The organism is Paenibacillus soyae (assembly GCF_024623455.1).
In the GTDB taxonomy this organism is placed as follows: domain Bacteria; phylum Bacillota; class Bacilli; order Paenibacillales; family Paenibacillaceae; genus Pristimantibacillus; species Pristimantibacillus soyae.
The window spans coordinates 302,034-318,607 of the sequence record NZ_JANIPJ010000002.1; the positions used below are offsets into that span (position 1 = coordinate 302,034).

At 53.6% G+C, this 16,574-nt stretch carries 23 protein-coding genes; all 23 read right to left on the minus strand.

What is annotated here, in order from left to right; all coding sequences use genetic code 11:
- Positions 1-220: 220 nt before the first annotated feature.
- The 23 genes from NQZ67_RS03925 to NQZ67_RS04035 all read right to left on the minus strand — a co-directional run bounded on the left by NQZ67_RS03925 (position 221) and on the right by NQZ67_RS04035 (position 16,572).
- Positions 221-973, minus strand: a complete 753-nt coding sequence (locus NQZ67_RS03925) for a YphF family lipoprotein (RefSeq protein WP_257442959.1) — start codon at positions 971-973, stop codon at positions 221-223.
- Positions 974-1,007: 34 nt separating this feature from the next.
- The gene (locus NQZ67_RS03930) at positions 1,008-1,352 is read right to left on the minus strand and encodes a 2Fe-2S iron-sulfur cluster-binding protein (protein ID WP_257442960.1); all 345 of its coding nucleotides are present in this window, start codon (positions 1,350-1,352) and stop codon (positions 1,008-1,010) included.
- Entirely contained in the window at positions 1,337-1,945 is a 609-nt protein-coding gene (locus NQZ67_RS03935; RefSeq protein WP_257442961.1) for a nucleotidyltransferase family protein, read from the minus strand. The genes NQZ67_RS03930 and NQZ67_RS03935 overlap by 16 nt, the downstream gene beginning before the upstream one ends.
- A gap of 12 nt (positions 1,946-1,957) precedes the next feature.
- Positions 1,958-2,254 carry a 2Fe-2S iron-sulfur cluster-binding protein gene (locus tag NQZ67_RS03940; protein WP_257442962.1) on the minus strand — a complete coding sequence of 99 codons (297 nt, stop codon included), beginning with the start codon at positions 2,252-2,254 and terminating at the stop codon, positions 1,958-1,960.
- Positions 2,255-2,319: 65 nt separating this feature from the next.
- The gene (locus tag NQZ67_RS03945) at positions 2,320-2,499 is read right to left on the minus strand and encodes a DUF2768 family protein (protein ID WP_257442965.1); all 180 of its coding nucleotides are present in this window, start codon (positions 2,497-2,499) and stop codon (positions 2,320-2,322) included.
- A gap of 140 nt (positions 2,500-2,639) precedes the next feature.
- Positions 2,640-2,915 carry a stage VI sporulation protein F gene (locus NQZ67_RS03950; protein WP_257442966.1) on the minus strand — a complete coding sequence of 92 codons (276 nt, stop codon included), beginning with the start codon at positions 2,913-2,915 and terminating at the stop codon, positions 2,640-2,642.
- 77 nt (positions 2,916-2,992) lie between these two features.
- The gene (locus NQZ67_RS03955; RefSeq protein WP_257442968.1) at positions 2,993-4,027 is read right to left on the minus strand and encodes an NAD(P)H-dependent glycerol-3-phosphate dehydrogenase; all 1,035 of its coding nucleotides are present in this window, start codon (positions 4,025-4,027) and stop codon (positions 2,993-2,995) included.
- A 6-nt stretch (positions 4,028-4,033) separates the two neighbouring features.
- Positions 4,034-4,633: a glycerol-3-phosphate 1-O-acyltransferase PlsY gene (gene plsY, locus NQZ67_RS03960; RefSeq protein WP_257442969.1), complete on the minus strand. Its 600-nt coding sequence runs from the start codon at positions 4,631-4,633 to the stop codon at positions 4,034-4,036.
- A gap of 12 nt (positions 4,634-4,645) precedes the next feature.
- Positions 4,646-5,968, minus strand: a complete 1,323-nt coding sequence (gene der, locus NQZ67_RS03965) for a ribosome biogenesis GTPase Der (protein WP_257442970.1) — start codon at positions 5,966-5,968, stop codon at positions 4,646-4,648.
- A 112-nt stretch (positions 5,969-6,080) separates the two neighbouring features.
- Positions 6,081-6,260 (minus strand): capping complex subunit for YIEGIA, encoded by a 180-nt coding sequence (locus tag NQZ67_RS03970; RefSeq protein ID WP_257442971.1) that lies wholly within the window; start codon positions 6,258-6,260, stop codon positions 6,081-6,083.
- Positions 6,253-7,170, minus strand: a complete 918-nt coding sequence (locus NQZ67_RS03975; RefSeq protein ID WP_257442972.1) for a YIEGIA family protein — start codon at positions 7,168-7,170, stop codon at positions 6,253-6,255. The genes NQZ67_RS03970 and NQZ67_RS03975 overlap by 8 nt, the downstream gene beginning before the upstream one ends.
- On the minus strand, positions 7,170-7,826 hold the full coding sequence (locus NQZ67_RS03980; protein WP_257442973.1) for a YphA family membrane protein: 657 nt from the start codon (positions 7,824-7,826) through the stop codon (positions 7,170-7,172). The genes NQZ67_RS03975 and NQZ67_RS03980 overlap by 1 nt, the downstream gene beginning before the upstream one ends.
- A gap of 86 nt (positions 7,827-7,912) precedes the next feature.
- Positions 7,913-9,157 carry a 30S ribosomal protein S1 gene (gene rpsA / locus NQZ67_RS03985; protein ID WP_257442974.1) on the minus strand — a complete coding sequence of 415 codons (1,245 nt, stop codon included), beginning with the start codon at positions 9,155-9,157 and terminating at the stop codon, positions 7,913-7,915.
- 80 nt (positions 9,158-9,237) lie between these two features.
- A complete protein-coding gene (locus NQZ67_RS03990; RefSeq protein ID WP_257442975.1) occupies positions 9,238-9,813 on the minus strand; it encodes a lysophospholipid acyltransferase family protein in 576 nt (191 codons plus the stop codon).
- Between the two features lie 3 nt (positions 9,814-9,816).
- Positions 9,817-10,515: a (d)CMP kinase gene (gene cmk, locus NQZ67_RS03995; protein WP_257442976.1), complete on the minus strand. Its 699-nt coding sequence runs from the start codon at positions 10,513-10,515 to the stop codon at positions 9,817-9,819.
- A 140-nt stretch (positions 10,516-10,655) separates the two neighbouring features.
- Positions 10,656-10,859 (minus strand): hypothetical protein, encoded by a 204-nt coding sequence (locus tag NQZ67_RS04000; RefSeq protein ID WP_257442979.1) that lies wholly within the window; start codon positions 10,857-10,859, stop codon positions 10,656-10,658.
- A 63-nt stretch (positions 10,860-10,922) separates the two neighbouring features.
- Positions 10,923-11,579, minus strand: coding sequence for a flagellar brake protein (locus NQZ67_RS04005; RefSeq protein WP_257442981.1), 657 nt, complete (start codon positions 11,577-11,579; stop codon positions 10,923-10,925).
- Between the two features lie 76 nt (positions 11,580-11,655).
- Positions 11,656-13,014, minus strand: coding sequence for a germination protein YpeB (gene ypeB / locus NQZ67_RS04010; RefSeq protein ID WP_257442982.1), 1,359 nt, complete (start codon positions 13,012-13,014; stop codon positions 11,656-11,658).
- Between the two features lie 98 nt (positions 13,015-13,112).
- Positions 13,113-13,271 (minus strand): hypothetical protein, encoded by a 159-nt coding sequence (locus NQZ67_RS04015; protein ID WP_257442984.1) that lies wholly within the window; start codon positions 13,269-13,271, stop codon positions 13,113-13,115.
- A gap of 66 nt (positions 13,272-13,337) precedes the next feature.
- Complete coding sequence (gene prsW / locus NQZ67_RS04020) at positions 13,338-14,033, minus strand: glutamic-type intramembrane protease PrsW (protein ID WP_257442985.1); 696 nt, start codon at positions 14,031-14,033, stop codon at positions 13,338-13,340.
- A gap of 15 nt (positions 14,034-14,048) precedes the next feature.
- Positions 14,049-15,284 (minus strand): Glu/Leu/Phe/Val family dehydrogenase, encoded by a 1,236-nt coding sequence (locus tag NQZ67_RS04025; RefSeq protein ID WP_257442986.1) that lies wholly within the window; start codon positions 15,282-15,284, stop codon positions 14,049-14,051.
- Between the two features lie 141 nt (positions 15,285-15,425).
- Positions 15,426-16,040, minus strand: coding sequence for a genetic competence negative regulator (locus NQZ67_RS04030; RefSeq protein ID WP_257442987.1), 615 nt, complete (start codon positions 16,038-16,040; stop codon positions 15,426-15,428).
- A gap of 214 nt (positions 16,041-16,254) precedes the next feature.
- Positions 16,255-16,572, minus strand: a complete 318-nt coding sequence (locus NQZ67_RS04035; protein WP_257442990.1) for a hypothetical protein — start codon at positions 16,570-16,572, stop codon at positions 16,255-16,257.
- Positions 16,573-16,574 lie beyond the last annotated feature (2 nt).

Here is a 16,574-nt window from a genome sequence, read left to right on the forward strand (position 1 = left end):
AGGCCAGCGACGCAACTCGTACATGCTTTTGGACTAGTAATAGCTTATGTCCGGACTGTCCAATTATGACGCCTGCTTCTACGAAAACTTTTTTTCACCGGATGAACCCTGCTTCCCTTCCAAGATTGAAATATATGAAGCCCCGCCGCAATCTATAACCCGGGCAAACAAAAAAATCCCCTCCCGGGTAGGCTGGGAGAGGATTATATAGGTGTTAAAGCTATGGGAGAACGGCGACAGGCTCGCCGTTCCGCAGTCGGTATTCTGGCGCTTTCACCGGCACAAAGTCCGAAGCGTCCGCCAGCCATTCACGCAGATCCGTATCCTCGGCTGCCTGCAAATCGGCATTCTTCTGCATCAACTGCATGATATCTACGCCGTAATCGGTATAGACGAGGCCGTTCTTGTCCATAATCGCCGAAAGCATCGTTCCGGAGAAGACGCTGCGCAATTCCGGCGCTTTGCGGCCCATGCTCTCGTAATCAATCGTGTAGAAGCCGGGATACATTTCGTCCCCTTGCGGGAGAGCGCCCCTGGAGTCCCGATACTCCTTCACCCACTTCTGGACGTCATTGATTCTTTGATAGGTTACGATATCCATCAGCTTAACGGTCGGGTCCGTCTCTTCGTCCATGATCAGGAAAAAATAAGTTCCTCCGTTCTCGAACGCGGCTGTCGGAATGGCGCTCAAATACCCTGTGCTCTGAAGCTTCTTGAAATCCAGCTTAAACTTCTCGTACTTCGGCACGTCCTGATCGCTGTTCGAAATCGGCAGCAAGCCCTTCTCCTCGAAATACTGGTCAATCGCCGCCTGCACATTGCGCACCGCTTCTTTGGGCGGTACGTTCTGCTTCAAATTCTCCTCCGGGTACAGACAACCCGACAGCAGCGTCATCATTGCCGCGAGCATGATAGCGGAAGCGGCCGCCCGATAACCGCTGCGGCGCGCTGCTGACTTCATCCAAGATTTCATTCGATGTTCCTCCGTTTCATTACCCATTACCCCATTACCAAAGCTCTTCCTCTTCCTTCTGGCGCGCGAGCGCCTTGGCCACCGCGGCGCGGAGAGGATCCGGAGGAAGCTCGACCTCCGTCTTGCCGGATACCCGCGTCTGGCATGCCAGCCGAATATTTTTTTCATCCAGCCCGGCCAGCTTCCTGCGTTCCTCGTCCCCTATGGGCAATAGCTGGCTCGACGGGCGAACCGTTACCTTGCACATATAGCAAGCCGCTTTCCCGCCGCATCTTGTAGCGATCGTGACGCCGGCTCTCCTCGCGGCGTCCAATACGGTAGTTCCTCTTCTGACCCTGGCCGACTTCCCGCTTGGATAGAATGTTACCTCCGCGTCCACTCGCGTTCCCCTCCCAGAATCAGGCGCAGTTGTTCGCCCACTTCTCTCGTTATTTCGTTTCCGGCCTGAAGCATGGCGAACGCGGCTACATGCGTTTGGGTGCCGCGACGCATCGCGTCGGCGATAAGACGCACGCGGTCCTCTCGGCCTCGCAGCACGTTAAACAGCAATTCATGGGCAAGGGGTACGACTCGCACCTCCGCCGAACGGGAATTTTCCAGCTCGAGATGAACAAGATCGCCGAACGGAACCAGAAAACCGTCGACGTCAACCGAATAGCGGCAGCCGAAATTGCGAACCTCGAATCCTCCCACCAGCTCGACTTTGCAGCCCTTAATATCATAATGGCTGAGCGTCGATCGGTAGATGGGGGTCTCGCTGTACGACGGAGAGTCTGTCGCGTACGGCGCAAGCGCTAGATGGATGTCTCCCATCCGATGCTCATCGCAGTACAGATCGATATCCCGCGGCGGAGCCTCCAGACGTACGCCCCTCAATAAGAGGCCTGCGCTCCCCCCTAGCGCCCAGCCGCTTGTCCCGGCCGCCGCCGAGACGATGCCGAGAGCTTGCCCAATATTCGTCGATTCTGTCATGCCGGTTGCTCCTTAGAAATACGTTTTGTTCACCGCGACAATTTTGCCGGCGCCTTCCTTTACGACCGCTTGGCAGCCTAGACGGAAGCCGTCCTCGAACTCCTCAGGCTCCAGACGGTCCCATTCCTCGTCCGTGACGCCTTCCAGATATTCTCCGCCTTCCGTCACTTGACAGCGGCAGCGGGCGCATGTCCCGCGCGTGCAGGAGAACCCGAAGTCGACATCGTGTTTGATCGCATGATCCAATATCGTAAGCCCGGCTTCCGCTTCCACCGTTTTTGTCAAAGTCCTGCCCGTTAGTTCCAACACTTTAATCCAGCCCCCTCATGTTCTTCGACCCTTATGTATGCCGCCATGCCGTCTTCTTGTTTCGGTTATAGAATGGAGAAGAAGCCGTAAATAAATCCGAAAATCAATAAAACGAAAGCAACAAATGATAATACGAATTTAATAATGCCCTTCGTCTTGAGGCGCGCAAAAGTGATTAAAAAGGCGGCGACCGCCATCAGCCCGATCCCGAGAAATGAAATCCACATCTTCGTCATTGCATCCATTGCCGTTCCATTCTCCTAACCTATTTCGTAATAAATTCTAAACCATTATAGCACCAGCCAAAAAAAAGGACAAAAGCAACTGCGAATTTCGCCATTTCGGCGCGCTCCGGAGAGCGTTCGCTAGCTTTTGTCCCATATCGTTACTTCTTCATCATCATTTTGACTAACGACTCCATGCTGGACGGACTCATGCCGCTTGCTTTCACGGCCTTCACAATATCGTTTATGGTCGATTCCGGCACTTTGATCTTCGCCATGTCGCCCACCTGTTTGATCAGCTTGCGAAGCTCCGCGTCATTCTGCAGCGTACTCGCGTCCACGCCTTTAGCCAATTTTTTGACGGCATTTTCCGTAATGTTTTTTCCGGTTTTCTGGTTGATCGCGCTCAAAACGTCTTTGGGTAATCCTTTGGACAATTTCCTCACCCTCCTCTGGTCTATGAGCTTCTAGCATCATATGAGGAGGGGACACAATTGGTGTAGGCTTGGAGATACTAGCCCAGCGGTTCCATTTCGTGCGTTTTGAGACGGCCCATCAGATGCTCCACCGCGGCCTTTGGTTCCTTTCCTTCGAACAGAACCTCGTAAAGCTGTCTCGTGATCGGCATCTCGACTCCGAATTGCTTCGACAGCTGGTAGGCCGTGCGTGTCGTGCGGACGCCCTCTACGACCATCCCGATCTTCTCGAGCACCGTCTCGAGAGGCGTGCCGTCTCCCAGCATATAGCCGGCTCTCCAATTGCGGCTGTGCTTGCTCGTTCCGGTCGCGACAAGATCGCCTACGCCCGCAAGCCCGGCGAATGTCATCGGATTGGCGCCCATAGCGGTGCCCAATCGGCCGATTTCGGCCAGTCCGCGCGTTAGAAGGGCGGCTTTGGCGTTGTCTCCGAAACCGAGACCGTCGCTCAGACCCGCTCCAAGCGCGATAATATTTTTTATAGCGCCCGCGACTTCGGCCCCGATGACATCCACGTTCGTATAGACGCGGAAATCGCCGTTAATGAGCGCGTCCTGGGCTTTCTCCGCGGCTTCGAGCGACTCCGAGGCGACGACAACCGTCGTCGGCTGCTTCTTGATGACTTCCTCCGCATGACTCGGTCCCGTCAATACGACGATGGACGACGGCTCGCGGCCGAGCTCCTCGGCCAGCACGATCGACATCCTCTTCATCGTCTCCGCCTCGAAGCCCTTGGTAGCGTGGACAACCAGCGTCTCTGCCGCGAGATAAGGTGAAGCTGCCTTCGCGACAAGCCGCATTCCGGCGGAAGGAGCGACGAAGAGCGCCAGCTCGGCCCCATCGAGCGCGTCTTGCATATTCGTCGTCGCGACGATATTGGCAGGCAGCTCGCTGCCCGGCAAGTATCGGCTGTTCTGATGCTTTTCGTTGATCTCGGCCGCTTGTTCCGCGTTGCGCGTCCATAACGTGACGAAGTAGCCGTTGCTCGCGAGAACGAGCGCAAGCGCCGTTCCCCAGCTTCCCGCGACTAGAACGGTCGCCTTGCGATCGCGCTTCACATCTTCTCGTATCATAACCGCTTAAGCTCCCTTCTTCGCTCCAAGCTTGTTCTCCGTGCCTTGGATCAGCTTCACGATATTGGTCCGGTGGCGGACAAACGCGAATATCGCAATGGCAAGCGCCGCGCTAAGCAGCGGCCAGGTAAACTGAAACAAGAGGATAAACACGGGCAGCAATCCCGCGAAAATCAATGAACCGAGCGAAACATAACGCGTGAGGACGATGGCCAGAATCGCGATAATGCCCGCGTACAAGGCAGGGAAAAACGCCAACGTCGCAATAACGCCTATCGTCGTCGCGATGCCTTTCCCGCCCTTGAACTTGAACCATATCGGCCAATTATGGCCAACGATGGCGGCCAGGCCGCAAACAACCGGTATCCAGCCGTTGCTGCCAAGCGTATTCCCCAAATATACGGACAAGATGCCTTTGGCGATATCCAGGGAGAAAACAAAGATGCCCGGTCCTTTCCCCAGGACGCGAAGCGTATTCGTTGCGCCGGCGTTTCCGCTACCATGCTGGCGGATATCGATGCCTTTGACCCATTTCGCAATGACGATGCTGAATGATACCGAACCGATCAAATAACTAAGCACAACCGCGACAATATCCAGTAGCAACCTTCTTCTCCCCTAGTCCTCGTCGGATTTGCGCCGCGTGAATATACGAAGTGGCGTACCTTCGAAATCGAATGCCGCGCGTATTTTGTTTTCCAGGTAACGCTCGTACGAAAAGTGCATCAGCTCCGGATCGTTGACGAAGCACACGATCGTCGGCGGTTTCGTCGCCACCTGCGTCACATAGTTGATGCGAAGGCGCTTGCCCTTGTCGGATGGAGGCGGGTTGATCGCGACCGCGTCGGAGACGACGTCGTTCAGAAGATGCGTCTGAATGCGCATCGCATGCTGTTCCGACACATGGTTCACGACGGGCAGCAGTTTATGTAAGCGCTGTTTGGTCAGCGCAGACAAGTATACAACCGGCGCGTAGGTCATGAACAGGAAATGATCGCGAATCTTCTGCGTGAAATGAGCCATCGTCTTATCATCCTTGTCGACAATATCCCATTTGTTCACCACAAAGATGGACGCTTTGCCCGCTTCATGCGCATAGCCCGCTATATGTTTGTCCTGCTCGATGATGCCTTCTTCTCCGTTGATCAGCACGAGAACGACATCCGCTCTCTCGATCGCTTTCATGGCGCGCATGACGCTGTATTTCTCGGTGGATTCGTACACCTTGCCGCGTTTGCGCATGCCTGCTGTATCAATCAAGACATAGCGCTGTCCGTCATGCTCGAAAGGCGTATCGATAGCGTCTCTCGTCGTACCGGCTACATTGCTCACGATGACGCGGTCTTCCCCAAGCAGCGCGTTGACGAGCGATGATTTGCCGACGTTCGGGCGGCCGATAAGCGCGACGCGAATTACATCCTCGTCGTAGCCGTCATCCTCCAGCTCCGGCAGCAGATCGGATGCCGCATCCAACAGATCGCCGATGCCAAGTCCGTGCGAGCCGGAGATCGGGATCGGCTGCCCGAAGCCAAGACCGTAAAATTCATACACTTCATCCATGCGGTTCTCATTGTCCACTTTGTTGACGGCGACAACGACGGGCTTGCGGGAGCGGAACAGCATTTGCGCGACTTCGTCGTCCGCGTGCGTCAAGCCGCTCTTGGCGTCAACCATAAAAATAATGACGTCCGCTTCCTCCACGGCGAGCTCGGCCTGCATGCGGACCGACTTCATGATCTCGTCTTCGCCGTCGATTTCGATACCTCCGGTATCGATAATGCTGAACGGCTTGCCATTCCACTCGCCGGTTCCGTATAGACGGTCACGGGTCACGCCCGGTTTATCCTCAACGATAGCCAGTCTGTCGCCGATAATGCGATTGAAAATGGTGGACTTCCCCACATTCGGTCGACCGACGATGGCGATTACGGGTCTTGCCATAAAAATGTTTCACTCCTTAGTTGTTTCTGAAACGAACGATCTCAGAAGCCTGACTATCATTCTCACCTAACCCATCATAGCAAAAAAGAACGCTCTTGGCTAACTTTTCATGTCACTGATGGTCGACGAGAATGAATGTCCCGTTCTTCAGATCATGTGCGCTCGCATCCAATATTTTCTCCAGAAGGAAGGCGATTTCCTCCAGATTCTTCTGGTCCGGGGCAATAAAAATAGGAGCTCCCCCGCGAACCTCCTCCGTTTTCAACGAAACGACGGCAACGATTTTAGCCATTCTTTCCCGCTCCTCCTTGATTTACCGGCGCTTCCGTCGGCATGCGTACCGCCGATTCCAGTATCGGCACGTTTAGCACAACTTCCTTCCCTTTCCGGACGTTCCTTTCCTGCGGCAGCAAAAAGACGGCAAGCCGTCCGTCATTCATATCGAGCTTGGCCATGGGGATCAAAGCAGGCTCGCCGCTGTCTCGGTAAACGCCGAGTATAGTGGCCAAGTCATAAAGAATCGCTTGCCTTTGTCCCAGATTGCTGATGGTCACCTTGCCATTGGCATTATAAGGAGTGATGATATATCCCACTCCTCGATCCGATATAATCTCCTGGTTCGCCTTAAGCCCTACATTCATAATATAGATGTCGCCAACGAATAAATCCGGACCGTCTATGCGCACTTCGCCAGGCTCGACAGAGGCGATATGGGAAATCGATTTGCCCGATTTGAGCTTGACGACGATGAGCAGCGTCAACAACCCCGCCGCTATGCCGATCCAGACATTAAATAGGATTGCGAATAGGCTTGTCAGCAGCGCCGACATAATGACCAGATAGTTCCTCCCTTCGAAAACCATCGCGATGCCTTCAATATATGTAGCGCCTCGGCTGACGAGCTCGAGACTGTCGATTTTTGTCAGCGTCTCGCGTTCCATCTTGCGGACGTCCCGAAATTGGGAAGCCGCCAGCGTGAGAAAGGTAATAGCCGTATAGTCCTTGTTGAATAAAGCCGGGACCGCCACCGCGCCGAGCGCGGCGGCGATAACGCCAAGCGATATATGAATGATTCTTCCATGCGGGTATGTCGGATACTGCCTATAGTCCGTTTTCAACATTAATAACCTCGAGATGACGCCGAACGCGATGCCGAGCAATACGCCGACCAAATGTTGATTGTGTTGTAGAAATGCCAGCATTACGATTTGCCTCCCCTCAGTTGTCGAAGCCAAACGGCCCCCAGCTTTACGATTCCTGTTCGAGCGGCTCTCGAAACGGCGGTAAACAAAACAGCAGCGCATAGGGCGACCGCGACGCCATCCCACCATGCCCACTCTCCAATAAGATACAAAGGAGAGGTGCCTCTCTCCATAAGAAACCACTGTACGGCTTCGCTAACCGCTGCCCCCCACACAACGATTGAGAATTGATGCCGAATGTCCGAAGTAAAGGCGCCGCACAGTATTCCGCTTAACAGCGGCGCGTCCCAATCCGGATGAACAAAATAGAACATCGATTCATGAGAATAGAGGCTTCTAGCGCTCCCCCAAACAATCGCAAGCATGATAGCACAGGACAAGATATATAATCGCTGACCATGCGCAGGACGGCGCCAGAAGCTTCCGGAGCCGCACAGAAGAAGCACGCATACGGCGGCGTGAATTTTGATTTCCGCCAAGCGGGCAATCGGTGTAATCCAAAGAGGAAACATCAACAAAATCGCTATAATCCCCAAGACGGCAATAGTCCAACTCGTCGAAACTCGCGGCGCGAACGCCGCCTTCCAGCCTGTAGCCCACAATATCGAAACGATTAGCAATAATAGCGCGCATACGTATCCGGGTATCATCGTCATTTCACCTCATGTACCCCTATTATGCGCCAACAAAAAAAGGCTATTCCCGCCGATTAGCAGGAATAGCCTTTTGCTTTGTTTGCTTATTATTTCAGCTTGCTCAGTTTGTCGCCAAAACGCTCGCCAAGGGAATAGCTCATGCTCGAGCTGTTCAGGCTGACGTTCGGGTTGTTGATCTCTTCGATCTTAGGCGCGCGAGGTGCACGAGGCGCGCGGTCGGATTTTGCTTCTTGAGCCGGTTGCTCAGGAGCTTCTTCCGTTTCTTTGATGCTCAGAGAAACGCGTTTCTCGGCTGGGTTGAAGTCAAGAACCTTCGCTTTTACTTCTTGGCCTTCTTTCAGCACTTCGAACGGAGTTGCCACGTGGCGATGCGCGATTTGGGAAATGTGCACCAAACCTTCAACGCCTGGGGCGATCTCAACGAAAGCGCCGAACGTCACGATACGGCGAACCGTGCCCGTTACGATGTCGCCCACGTTGAATTGACCTGCGGCCGTATCCCATGGACCTGGTTGTGCCGCTTTGATGCTGAGGCTGATTTTGCCGGCAGCCGGATCAACTTTAAGTACTTTGACGCGAACGGATTGACCTTCGGACACTACGTCCTTCGGATGGGCTACGTGCTGCCACGAAAGCTCGGATACGTGAACGAGCCCGTCTACGCCGCCGATGTCAACGAATGCGCCGAACGGCGTCAAGCGTTGAACGGTGCCTTCCAGCTCTTGCCCAACTTGGAGGTTGCCCATCACTTGTTGTTTATTTTGCTCGAACTCGGCGTCCAGTACATCCTTCTGCGAGAGGATCACTTTTTTGTTTTCCAAGTCCAGCTCCTTCACTTTCACGCGAAGCGTACGGCCTTTGTAATCGCTGAAATCTTCAACGAAATGGCGCTCTACCATGGATGCCGGGATGAAGCCGCGTACGCCCACGTCCGCGACAAGACCGCCCTTGACGACGTCAGCCACGACAACCTCGAATACTTCGCCGGATTCGAATTTGCTTTGAAGCTCTTCCCAAGCTTTCTCGCCGTCGACAAGACGTTTCGAAAGAACCAGGCTTTCTTTGTTGTCGTCGATGCTGACAACCTTTAATTCAACCTCTTGGCCGATTTGAACCGCGTCTGTCGCGTTCTCCAGTTGTACGGAGGACAGCTCGCGAATCGGAATGACACCGTCGTATTTATATCCAAGGCTTACGTAAGCTTGGTTATCTTCGATTTTGACGATTGTACCTTTAACGGAGTCGCCTTTCTTCAAAGAAACAAAATTGTCCATCGCGTCTTGGTTCACTTCTTCCGCGGCGGATTCTTGCACATTGATTTCTTCTGACATTGAAATAACCTCCTCAGTTCATACCCCAACTTTATTTAAACCCGCCTTCAGCCCTTGGCATCGGCGGTATTTAAAACGACTTATTGATGCTGCTTGATCAGCTCGCGAATGCGGTTCATGACGACATCCATCGCTTGATCCAGCACATCGGATGATGATTCATCGATAATTTCGGTAAGATGGATAGGCTTGCCATATACAACCTTGGTCTTCCTGAATAATTTGTAGCTTCCCACGATCGCTACGGGAACAACGGCCGCTTCGCTTCGCAAAGCGATCATCGCCGTGCCTTTCTTGGCTGCGCCGGCGTTGCTTCGCGAGCCTTCCGGGAATATGCCCATCACGTTCCCCGCTTTCAGAAGCGTAATGCCGGATTTAATGGCGTCCTTGCTGACGCCGCCTCGCTTCACCGGGAACGCGCCGAATGCCCTGATTAGGGGTCCGAGCACGGGAATCTTGAACAGCTCTTCCTTGGCCATGAAGTACACCTTGCGGGGCACCTTCACTCCGATAGTCGGCGGATCGAAATTGCTGATATGATTCGATGCCAGAATAACGGGCCCATCCTTCGGAATATGTTCGACGCCGATGGCTTCCAGCCGGAACAGAACCGTATAAATGACTCTAAGCAAAAAGCGGAAAAGGACGTATAACATAGTTTACTTCGCCTCCGCTAATTTGGTTCTGCTTAATTTCACGATGGAAGCGACGACTTCTTCGATCGTCATGTAACTGCTGTCGAGTTCGATCGCGTCATGGGCCTTAAGCAGCGGGGAAATGTCTCTCTGCTCGTCCAACGCGTCTCTCTCGGCGATCTCTTTCTCCAGCTGCTCCAGAGATATTGCTTGATCCGCGGGAAGCTCCTTGAACCGTCTCGCGGCGCGTTCCTTGACCGAAGCCGTCAGGAACACTTTGAGCTCGGCATCCGGCAGCACATGAGTGCCGATATCCCGTCCGTCCATTACGACGCCCTTGCGCGCGGCCATCTCTCTCTGCATGGCGCTGAGAACGCCCCGCACGACGCCGCTTGCCGCAAAATAGGATACTTGGCGGGTTACTTCCCTCGACCTGATCTCCTGCGTAACGTCTTCGCCGTTCACGAATATGGATTGGCCGTTCGGGCCGGGCTCTAGCTTGATGCGGAGTCCGCTTAACAGCTCCGAGAGTGCCGATTCTTGCTCGAACGCTATCGCCAAACGCTGCGCGCTTAACGTTACCGCCCTGTACATCGCGCCTGTATCGATGTACACATAACCTAACTGTCCGGCGACCATTCTTGCGACCGTGCTCTTGCCGGCCCCTGCCGGCCCGTCAATCGCGATGTTGATTCGGTCGCTGTCACCTTCTTGCAATGCCACGTAAAGTCAACCCCCTTTAAATCAAGACGGCCTCTTTCTCCATGAAACGTATTTCCTCTGTCATTTCAAAGAAAAAGCAGGCATTGCCTGCGAACGTGAAAATTATACCACAGTTTACCTTGGGATGCAAAAGAGAAGCGCTAGTTCAGGCGGGTTCCTTCCCACCGATCCGCGCTTGTCACGAAGCCTCTGATCATTTCGTTTTGCAGGGCGAGCTGGGAAAGCAGCATCAGAATCAGCAAGGCCAGAGCGGCCCTGGCAAGCAGCTTGCCGATCGCGTTCGCCAGCTTCAAGACTTCTTCTCTTCCGTCATCGGACGGTCCTCGCGCTGTTCGACGGATCAAGGGGAACGACTCCTTTTGTCTTATTAGGAATAGCATTCCATCGTCCGCGTAATTTATGCATGACTATCTGTTGCGGTATTCCAGCTGTTTCTCGAAGCAGTACCGGATAATCTTGCCGCGCTCGGAATCATTGATCATGACGAACTTCATCATAACCTGCTTCCGTCCCGTTTCCAGTTCGTTAATCCGGACGACTTCGCCTTGGAACGGAGCATGGTCGATCGTTCCGTTCTTGTAAGGAATAAGCAGCCAGCAGTCGACCTGGGATTCGACCCTGAGGTTCCATTTGCCTTCGCAGATGAACGAGATGCCTCCCCCGCCGACATCGTCGGTCTGGCAGACGAAACGTTCGTGATTCGAGAGCTTTACAGCGAGATCCAACGCTGCCGGCATGCGGAGGAAGCTCCTTCGCTGGACTTTGGTCATGCGCTCCGGGTCGGGCTTCATGATTTTGACTAACCGCAGCAGTCCGTCTTCCTTAAAACCCAGCACGTGGGAATCGAAATAATGTTTGACCCCGTCGGACGATACGAAAAAGACCGACAGCTCGTCGCCGAGAAACATGCGCTTCAAACGGCCGGTCTTCTCGCTAAGCGGATATTCGATAAGAAAAGCTTCTCCCTCTTCGTCCGCGATCCGGGATTTGTATTCGAGCGCCGCTTCCGATTCGTCGGAAGAAGCGATTTGGTAATGCAGCATCTGATTGACCTTAGGCAGCACGATTGTCCCCTCCCATATATCAGCCATTATAGCATGTCATTTAGAGGGGAGCTACACTAAAAATAGGTCGAAAGAATCAGCTCGAAGCCGCTTCCCGGTCCTCCTTGCTCATTTCCTCGATGGACTCCTCGATACCGGTTTCCGCATTAATGTAAATCCGGTACAAGGAGCCGTTGATTTGGCCGGTAAATTCGTAGCACAACACTTCTTCGCCCAAATCGCCGTCGATTAGGGCAAGCTGCTCCCCTGTAACCTTCAAGCCCGGATTGATCGCCTTCCGCGCTTCTTCTCTGTTGATGATTGGGCTTGGCAGCTCGCGCTTCCGGTGCTCGTATACGTAATCGCTTGCCTGAAGACCGACCGCTTCCCCGTTATCAAGAGCTACCTTTACGGTCAGCCTGTCCGGATAAATCAATACGCCGTTCTGGGTGCTGACGTACGTGAACGTGCCCGAATCCTCGTACATGTCGTAGCTCACCGCTTCCATGTCCTTAAAGCCTTGCTCTTCCACGAATTTATCCGCGGATGCCTTGGCCTGCTCGAACGAAACGTTCGGCGCTCCCAGATCGCGGAACTTCATGAACCAAATCAATTGTCCGCCGCCCCTTTGGGTGAAGTCCATCTGAACCTTCCGCGACGGATCATCCGGGTAAATGACCGCCGAGTAGGAGGAATATTCGGTGCCCTTGCCGTTCTCCGTTACGGTCACCAGCGAAGGATCGACGTTCATGAACTGAGCCGCTTTCTCCCGCACCTTCTCCGGCGACACCATTTCCCCGCCTAGAACCTTAATGGAGCGTTTCTCGTAGATGCTGTTAACTGAAGGTCCCCAATCGAGCTCCGGATAAGCGCTGATCTTCTCGTTGACGCCGCGCAAGCCGTCCACAATGATATTGCCGCTCTCCGATTGATCGGCGGCGATCGCTACCTCCACGTCCATCCAGCGCAAATTGTTTAGAAGCACGTCTTCTTGCATTTTGTGCAGGTCTTTTGCGATCTCGTCCGACTTTTGGTACAACGCCTGCAGCGTCTGGTATTCGCTGTCGGACAGCGGCTGCTTCGTCAAATCGCGGACCGCCGTTTTGTAAGCGAAGTTGGAAATATGGGATAAGAAATTTTCCGCGTCCGTAAACGGCAAGTAGCTCAGGGGCAGCTGGCTGATTTCGTTCTGCGCTTCGCTTGTCAGACGCCATACGTTAACAAGCCCTTTGCGGTGGTAATCGTTCGAGGTCGAATTGACCGCAAGCGTGTTGCCCAGCTGCTCATGCAGCTTCTCCACATGGAAGGTCAGATCGTGAAATGCCCGCTGGTATTGGTTTTCCGCCTTGATGAGAATCGAGTTTTTCTCCTGGTGCTCCTGATAGCCCCAATATCCAGCGCCGATCGCTATTACCAAAACAATCGGAAACATAATTGAGCTGAGTCTACTATACATACAAAAAGCTCCTTTCTAATGCCAAACCTGGTGTTAGTTTGGATTCCTGAAAGGAGCTTTATGCATATTTGGTATTCATTTGAGCGGATGACGAGAGCTTAAACCGGATGCTCTTCAATTTCCAGATCGTTGCTATTATTGCAGATGCATTGCTTGAAGCCCGTATCGATCGCGCCCTTCTCCCTCTTGCCGCGGAGTACGAATTTTTCGCCGCAAACGTTGCAGCGGATTGTCACCTTCACACGTGCCGCTTCCATACTTACCTCCTGATCCCGAGAACGTTCAATAGAACCTTCCATATACAGTCAGTATAGACGGAATAATTAAAGTTTAATCTCGTCCTCTCGGCTCATGAAGCGGAAAGGAGAGCTGGCGTTCGCGCGGTTCATCTTGTACAAGCCCCAAATCCACAGCATGACCATGAACGGAACGATGAACCATATCCAATCATGCTTGGTCGCGAGAATAATCCAATCGTACAAGCCGTGCAGAGCAAAGGGGATAGCCAAGGACATGCACAAGTACCACTTGGACTTGGACGACTTCGCGAACTTCGCTTTTCCCAAATAGGCGCCCATCATAACCCCGAACAAAGCGTGGCCGGTAACCGGAAGAAGCGCCCTTAGGATAAGGGAGCCAAGCGACGTTGTGGAGTACATGGCATACAGCACGTTCTCCATCGTGGCGAAGCCCAGCGAAATCGCGGCCGCGTAGACGATCCCGTCATACGGCTCGTCGAATTCCGTATGATTATAGATGACGTGATACAAGACGAACCACTTCAGAAACTCCTCCACGAACGCGGAATGGACGAACGCCGACACGAACGGCGTATCGCCCAGCCATATTTGGAAGCCTCTCTGGAGCACCATGATCGGCACCACGATGAGAACGCCGAGCAGAAACATCCGGATCACCATATGAATCGGTTCGGAGTCGTATCGGTCTCGCAAATATAAATAAGTCAGCAGCGATATGCCTGGAGCAATCGCCGCCGTCAAAATCGAAAATAAAAGCATCAGCAACCTGCTTTCCTACACCCACCCTCTGTAGCGGACCGCCTCCGCCATCTTGCGAACGCCAACCATGTAGGCGGCCAGCCGCATGTCGACCTTGCGGGTTTGATGTATGTCGTATACGTTCTCGAAGCCTCGGATCATCATGACTTTCAGCTTGTGATCGATCTCGTCTTCGTCCCAATAATAACCTTGGTTGTTCTGCACCCATTCAAAGTAAGAAACAATGACGCCGCCCGCGCTGGCCAGCACGTCCGGAATAAGCAGGACGCCCCGATCGGTCAGAATTCGGGTCGCTTCAAGCGTCGTAGGTCCGTTCGCCGCTTCCACGATTATGGAAGCTTGGATGTTCCCCGCGTTAAGCTCTGTAATCTGATTCTCGATCGCCGCCGGAACGAGCACGTCGCAATCGAGTTCGAGCAGCTGCTCGTTCGTGATCGTATTCGGGAATAGGTTCGTCACGTTGCCGAACGAATCCCTGCGATCAAGCAGATGCGGAATATCGAGACCCTCTTTATTATACAACGCCCCGTTCACATCGGAAATACCAATTACGCGCGCGCCTGCTTCATGCATGAATTTGGCAAGATAGCTCCCCGCGTTGCCGAAGCCTTGTATAACGATACGGGCGCCCTCGATTGGAATGGCTTTCAAGCGCAGCGCTTCGTGTATCATGATGACGACGCCCCTTGCCGTGGCCGTTTCCCTGCCCTTGGACCCGCCGAGCACGATCGGCTTGCCCGTAATGAAACCAGGCGAATCGAACTCCCTGATTCTGCTGTATTCATCCATCATCCAGGCCATAATCTGCGAATTCGTCATTACGTCCGGAGCAGGAATATCTTTGGTCGGCCCGACCAATTGGCTAATGGCACGGACGTAGCCTCTGCTCAGCCGCTCCAGCTCGCGGAACGACATCTTGCGTGGATCGCATATGATGCCGCCCTTTCCGCCGCCGTACGGCAAATCCGCGATGCCGCATTTCAAGCTCATCCATATCGATAACGCTTTGACTTCCTTCTCGGTGACTCCCGGATGGAAACGAACGCCGCCCTTAGTCGGCCCTACGGCGTCATTATGCTGGGAGCGGTAGCCCGTGAACACAAGCGTCGTGCCATCGTCCATCCGAACGGGTATTCGAACGGTCAGCAGACGGATCGGCTCCTTCAACAGCTCGATCATGTCATCTCCGTAGCCTAATCTTTTGAGAGCTTGTTCTATAACAACCTGCGTAGCGTGCAATACGTCGTTCATCGTCACTCACCCATCCTATCCTTCCGCCTTTGTCTACATCTAATATGAACTCAGCGGGCGCCAGCTATTCCGAAGGGCGGATTATGAAAAAAGAACATCGCAAAGCCGACGGCTTCCGATGTTCTTCACGCGCAGACCACTTTAGAAATGAAAATGATTGTAAACTTGCCGCACCGCTTCTTCCGGCATGATTACTTTCCCGTACTCTTCCAGCATCGCGTACGTGACGGAAATCGCTTCGCCGTATTCGGCGAGCAGGGCGATCACCGCTTGCTGCTTGGACGCATCCACCTGGGACGGCTCGATCGCTAGTATCCATCTTCCGTTATAGGAATACAGCCTGCCGCTCTCCGTCAAGCGGGAAGCAATGAGCTGCTTCGAGACGGAGATCACGTCTTCAAAGTCCCGGAACGCGTACATGACAACGTCGCTCTGCTCCATCGTCACTTCCATATCGTATATATCGTCTTCCAATTCGTCCTCTTCTCTCGAGCGTTCGTCTCCCGCGTTGTTGCTCTTGCCGCGAGTTACGATGATGACCATGCCTTGTGCCGGCATAGCCAGCACTTCTACCGCCAGAGGACCGCTCGCGTCGAAGCCAAGCTCCGTATACGCTTGCTCCATCATCTCGAGGAACAGCTCGTGAAGTTTAGGCGGCTCGCGCCACATATCATCCTTCTGGATCCCCCGCTCCAATAAGTCGTCGAACGTCAGGAAAATCCGTATTCTATCCTGACTTAGTCGCTCGATTTTCATGACAGGATCCTCCTCTGCAGCATCTGTCGTAATAGCGTATGAATCATTGGATCCGATGTGAATAAAATGGACTCATACCCGCTATGTATTTACTTTATCATGTCTGATGACCGAATGCACTAGATTTGAACCAAAAAAAGAAACGATCCGTCGTTCTTCCTTCATTCGGAAGACGACGGATCGGGATGAAGCGGCCGTAATCCGGCACTATTTTTTAATGAGAAATGTTGGACGATTCCGCTCTTATCTTATTCACTTCCTGCTTCACGGCCGGATCGCTCTCCACGATCGCTTCAATGCGCTCCCATGCGGCTGCGGAGTTTGCGGCGGTATCGTCTGTATGCTTTGGGGCTAGATCGGCTGCCTCCCTCTTCAATCCGGAGCTTGCGCTAAGCATCCTCGCCACCGATTTGCCGGCTACGTCGGACATCGCGCTGGCGGCCCAAGCCACGGCGCCCGGACGTTTCCGGGAGAAATACAGCGTCGCGGCCGCGCCGATGACGCCTCCAACCAGAATACCTGACCATTTCATGA

Coding starts and splice junctions, on each gene's coding strand:
- NQZ67_RS03925 (WP_257442959.1), bottom strand. CDS start 973: ATGAAATCTTGGATGAAGTCAGCAGCGCGCCGCAGCGGTTATCGGGCG.
- NQZ67_RS03935 (WP_257442961.1), bottom strand. CDS start 1,945: ATGACAGAATCGACGAATATTGGGCAAGCTCTCGGCATCGTCTCGGCG.
- NQZ67_RS03945 (WP_257442965.1), bottom strand. CDS start 2,499: ATGGATGCAATGACGAAGATGTGGATTTCATTTCTCGGGATCGGGCTG.
- NQZ67_RS03955 (WP_257442968.1), bottom strand. CDS start 4,027: ATGATACGAGAAGATGTGAAGCGCGATCGCAAGGCGACCGTTCTAGTC.
- der (WP_257442970.1), bottom strand. CDS start 5,968: ATGGCAAGACCCGTAATCGCCATCGTCGGTCGACCGAATGTGGGGAAG.
- NQZ67_RS03970 (WP_257442971.1), bottom strand. CDS start 6,260: ATGGCTAAAATCGTTGCCGTCGTTTCGTTGAAAACGGAGGAGGTTCGC.
- NQZ67_RS03975 (WP_257442972.1), bottom strand. CDS start 7,170: ATGCTGGCATTTCTACAACACAATCAACATTTGGTCGGCGTATTGCTC.
- NQZ67_RS03980 (WP_257442973.1), bottom strand. CDS start 7,826: ATGACGATGATACCCGGATACGTATGCGCGCTATTATTGCTAATCGTT.
- rpsA (WP_257442974.1), bottom strand. CDS start 9,157: ATGTCAGAAGAAATCAATGTGCAAGAATCCGCCGCGGAAGAAGTGAAC.
- NQZ67_RS03990 (WP_257442975.1), bottom strand. CDS start 9,813: ATGTTATACGTCCTTTTCCGCTTTTTGCTTAGAGTCATTTATACGGTT.
- ypeB (WP_257442982.1), bottom strand. CDS start 13,014: ATGTATAGTAGACTCAGCTCAATTATGTTTCCGATTGTTTTGGTAATA.
- NQZ67_RS04015 (WP_257442984.1), bottom strand. CDS start 13,271: ATGGAAGCGGCACGTGTGAAGGTGACAATCCGCTGCAACGTTTGCGGC.
- prsW (WP_257442985.1), bottom strand. CDS start 14,033: ATGCTTTTATTTTCGATTTTGACGGCGGCGATTGCTCCAGGCATATCG.
- NQZ67_RS04025 (WP_257442986.1), bottom strand. CDS start 15,284: ATGAACGACGTATTGCACGCTACGCAGGTTGTTATAGAACAAGCTCTC.
- NQZ67_RS04030 (WP_257442987.1), bottom strand. CDS start 16,040: ATGAAAATCGAGCGACTAAGTCAGGATAGAATACGGATTTTCCTGACG.
- NQZ67_RS04035 (WP_257442990.1), bottom strand. CDS start 16,572: ATGAAATGGTCAGGTATTCTGGTTGGAGGCGTCATCGGCGCGGCCGCG.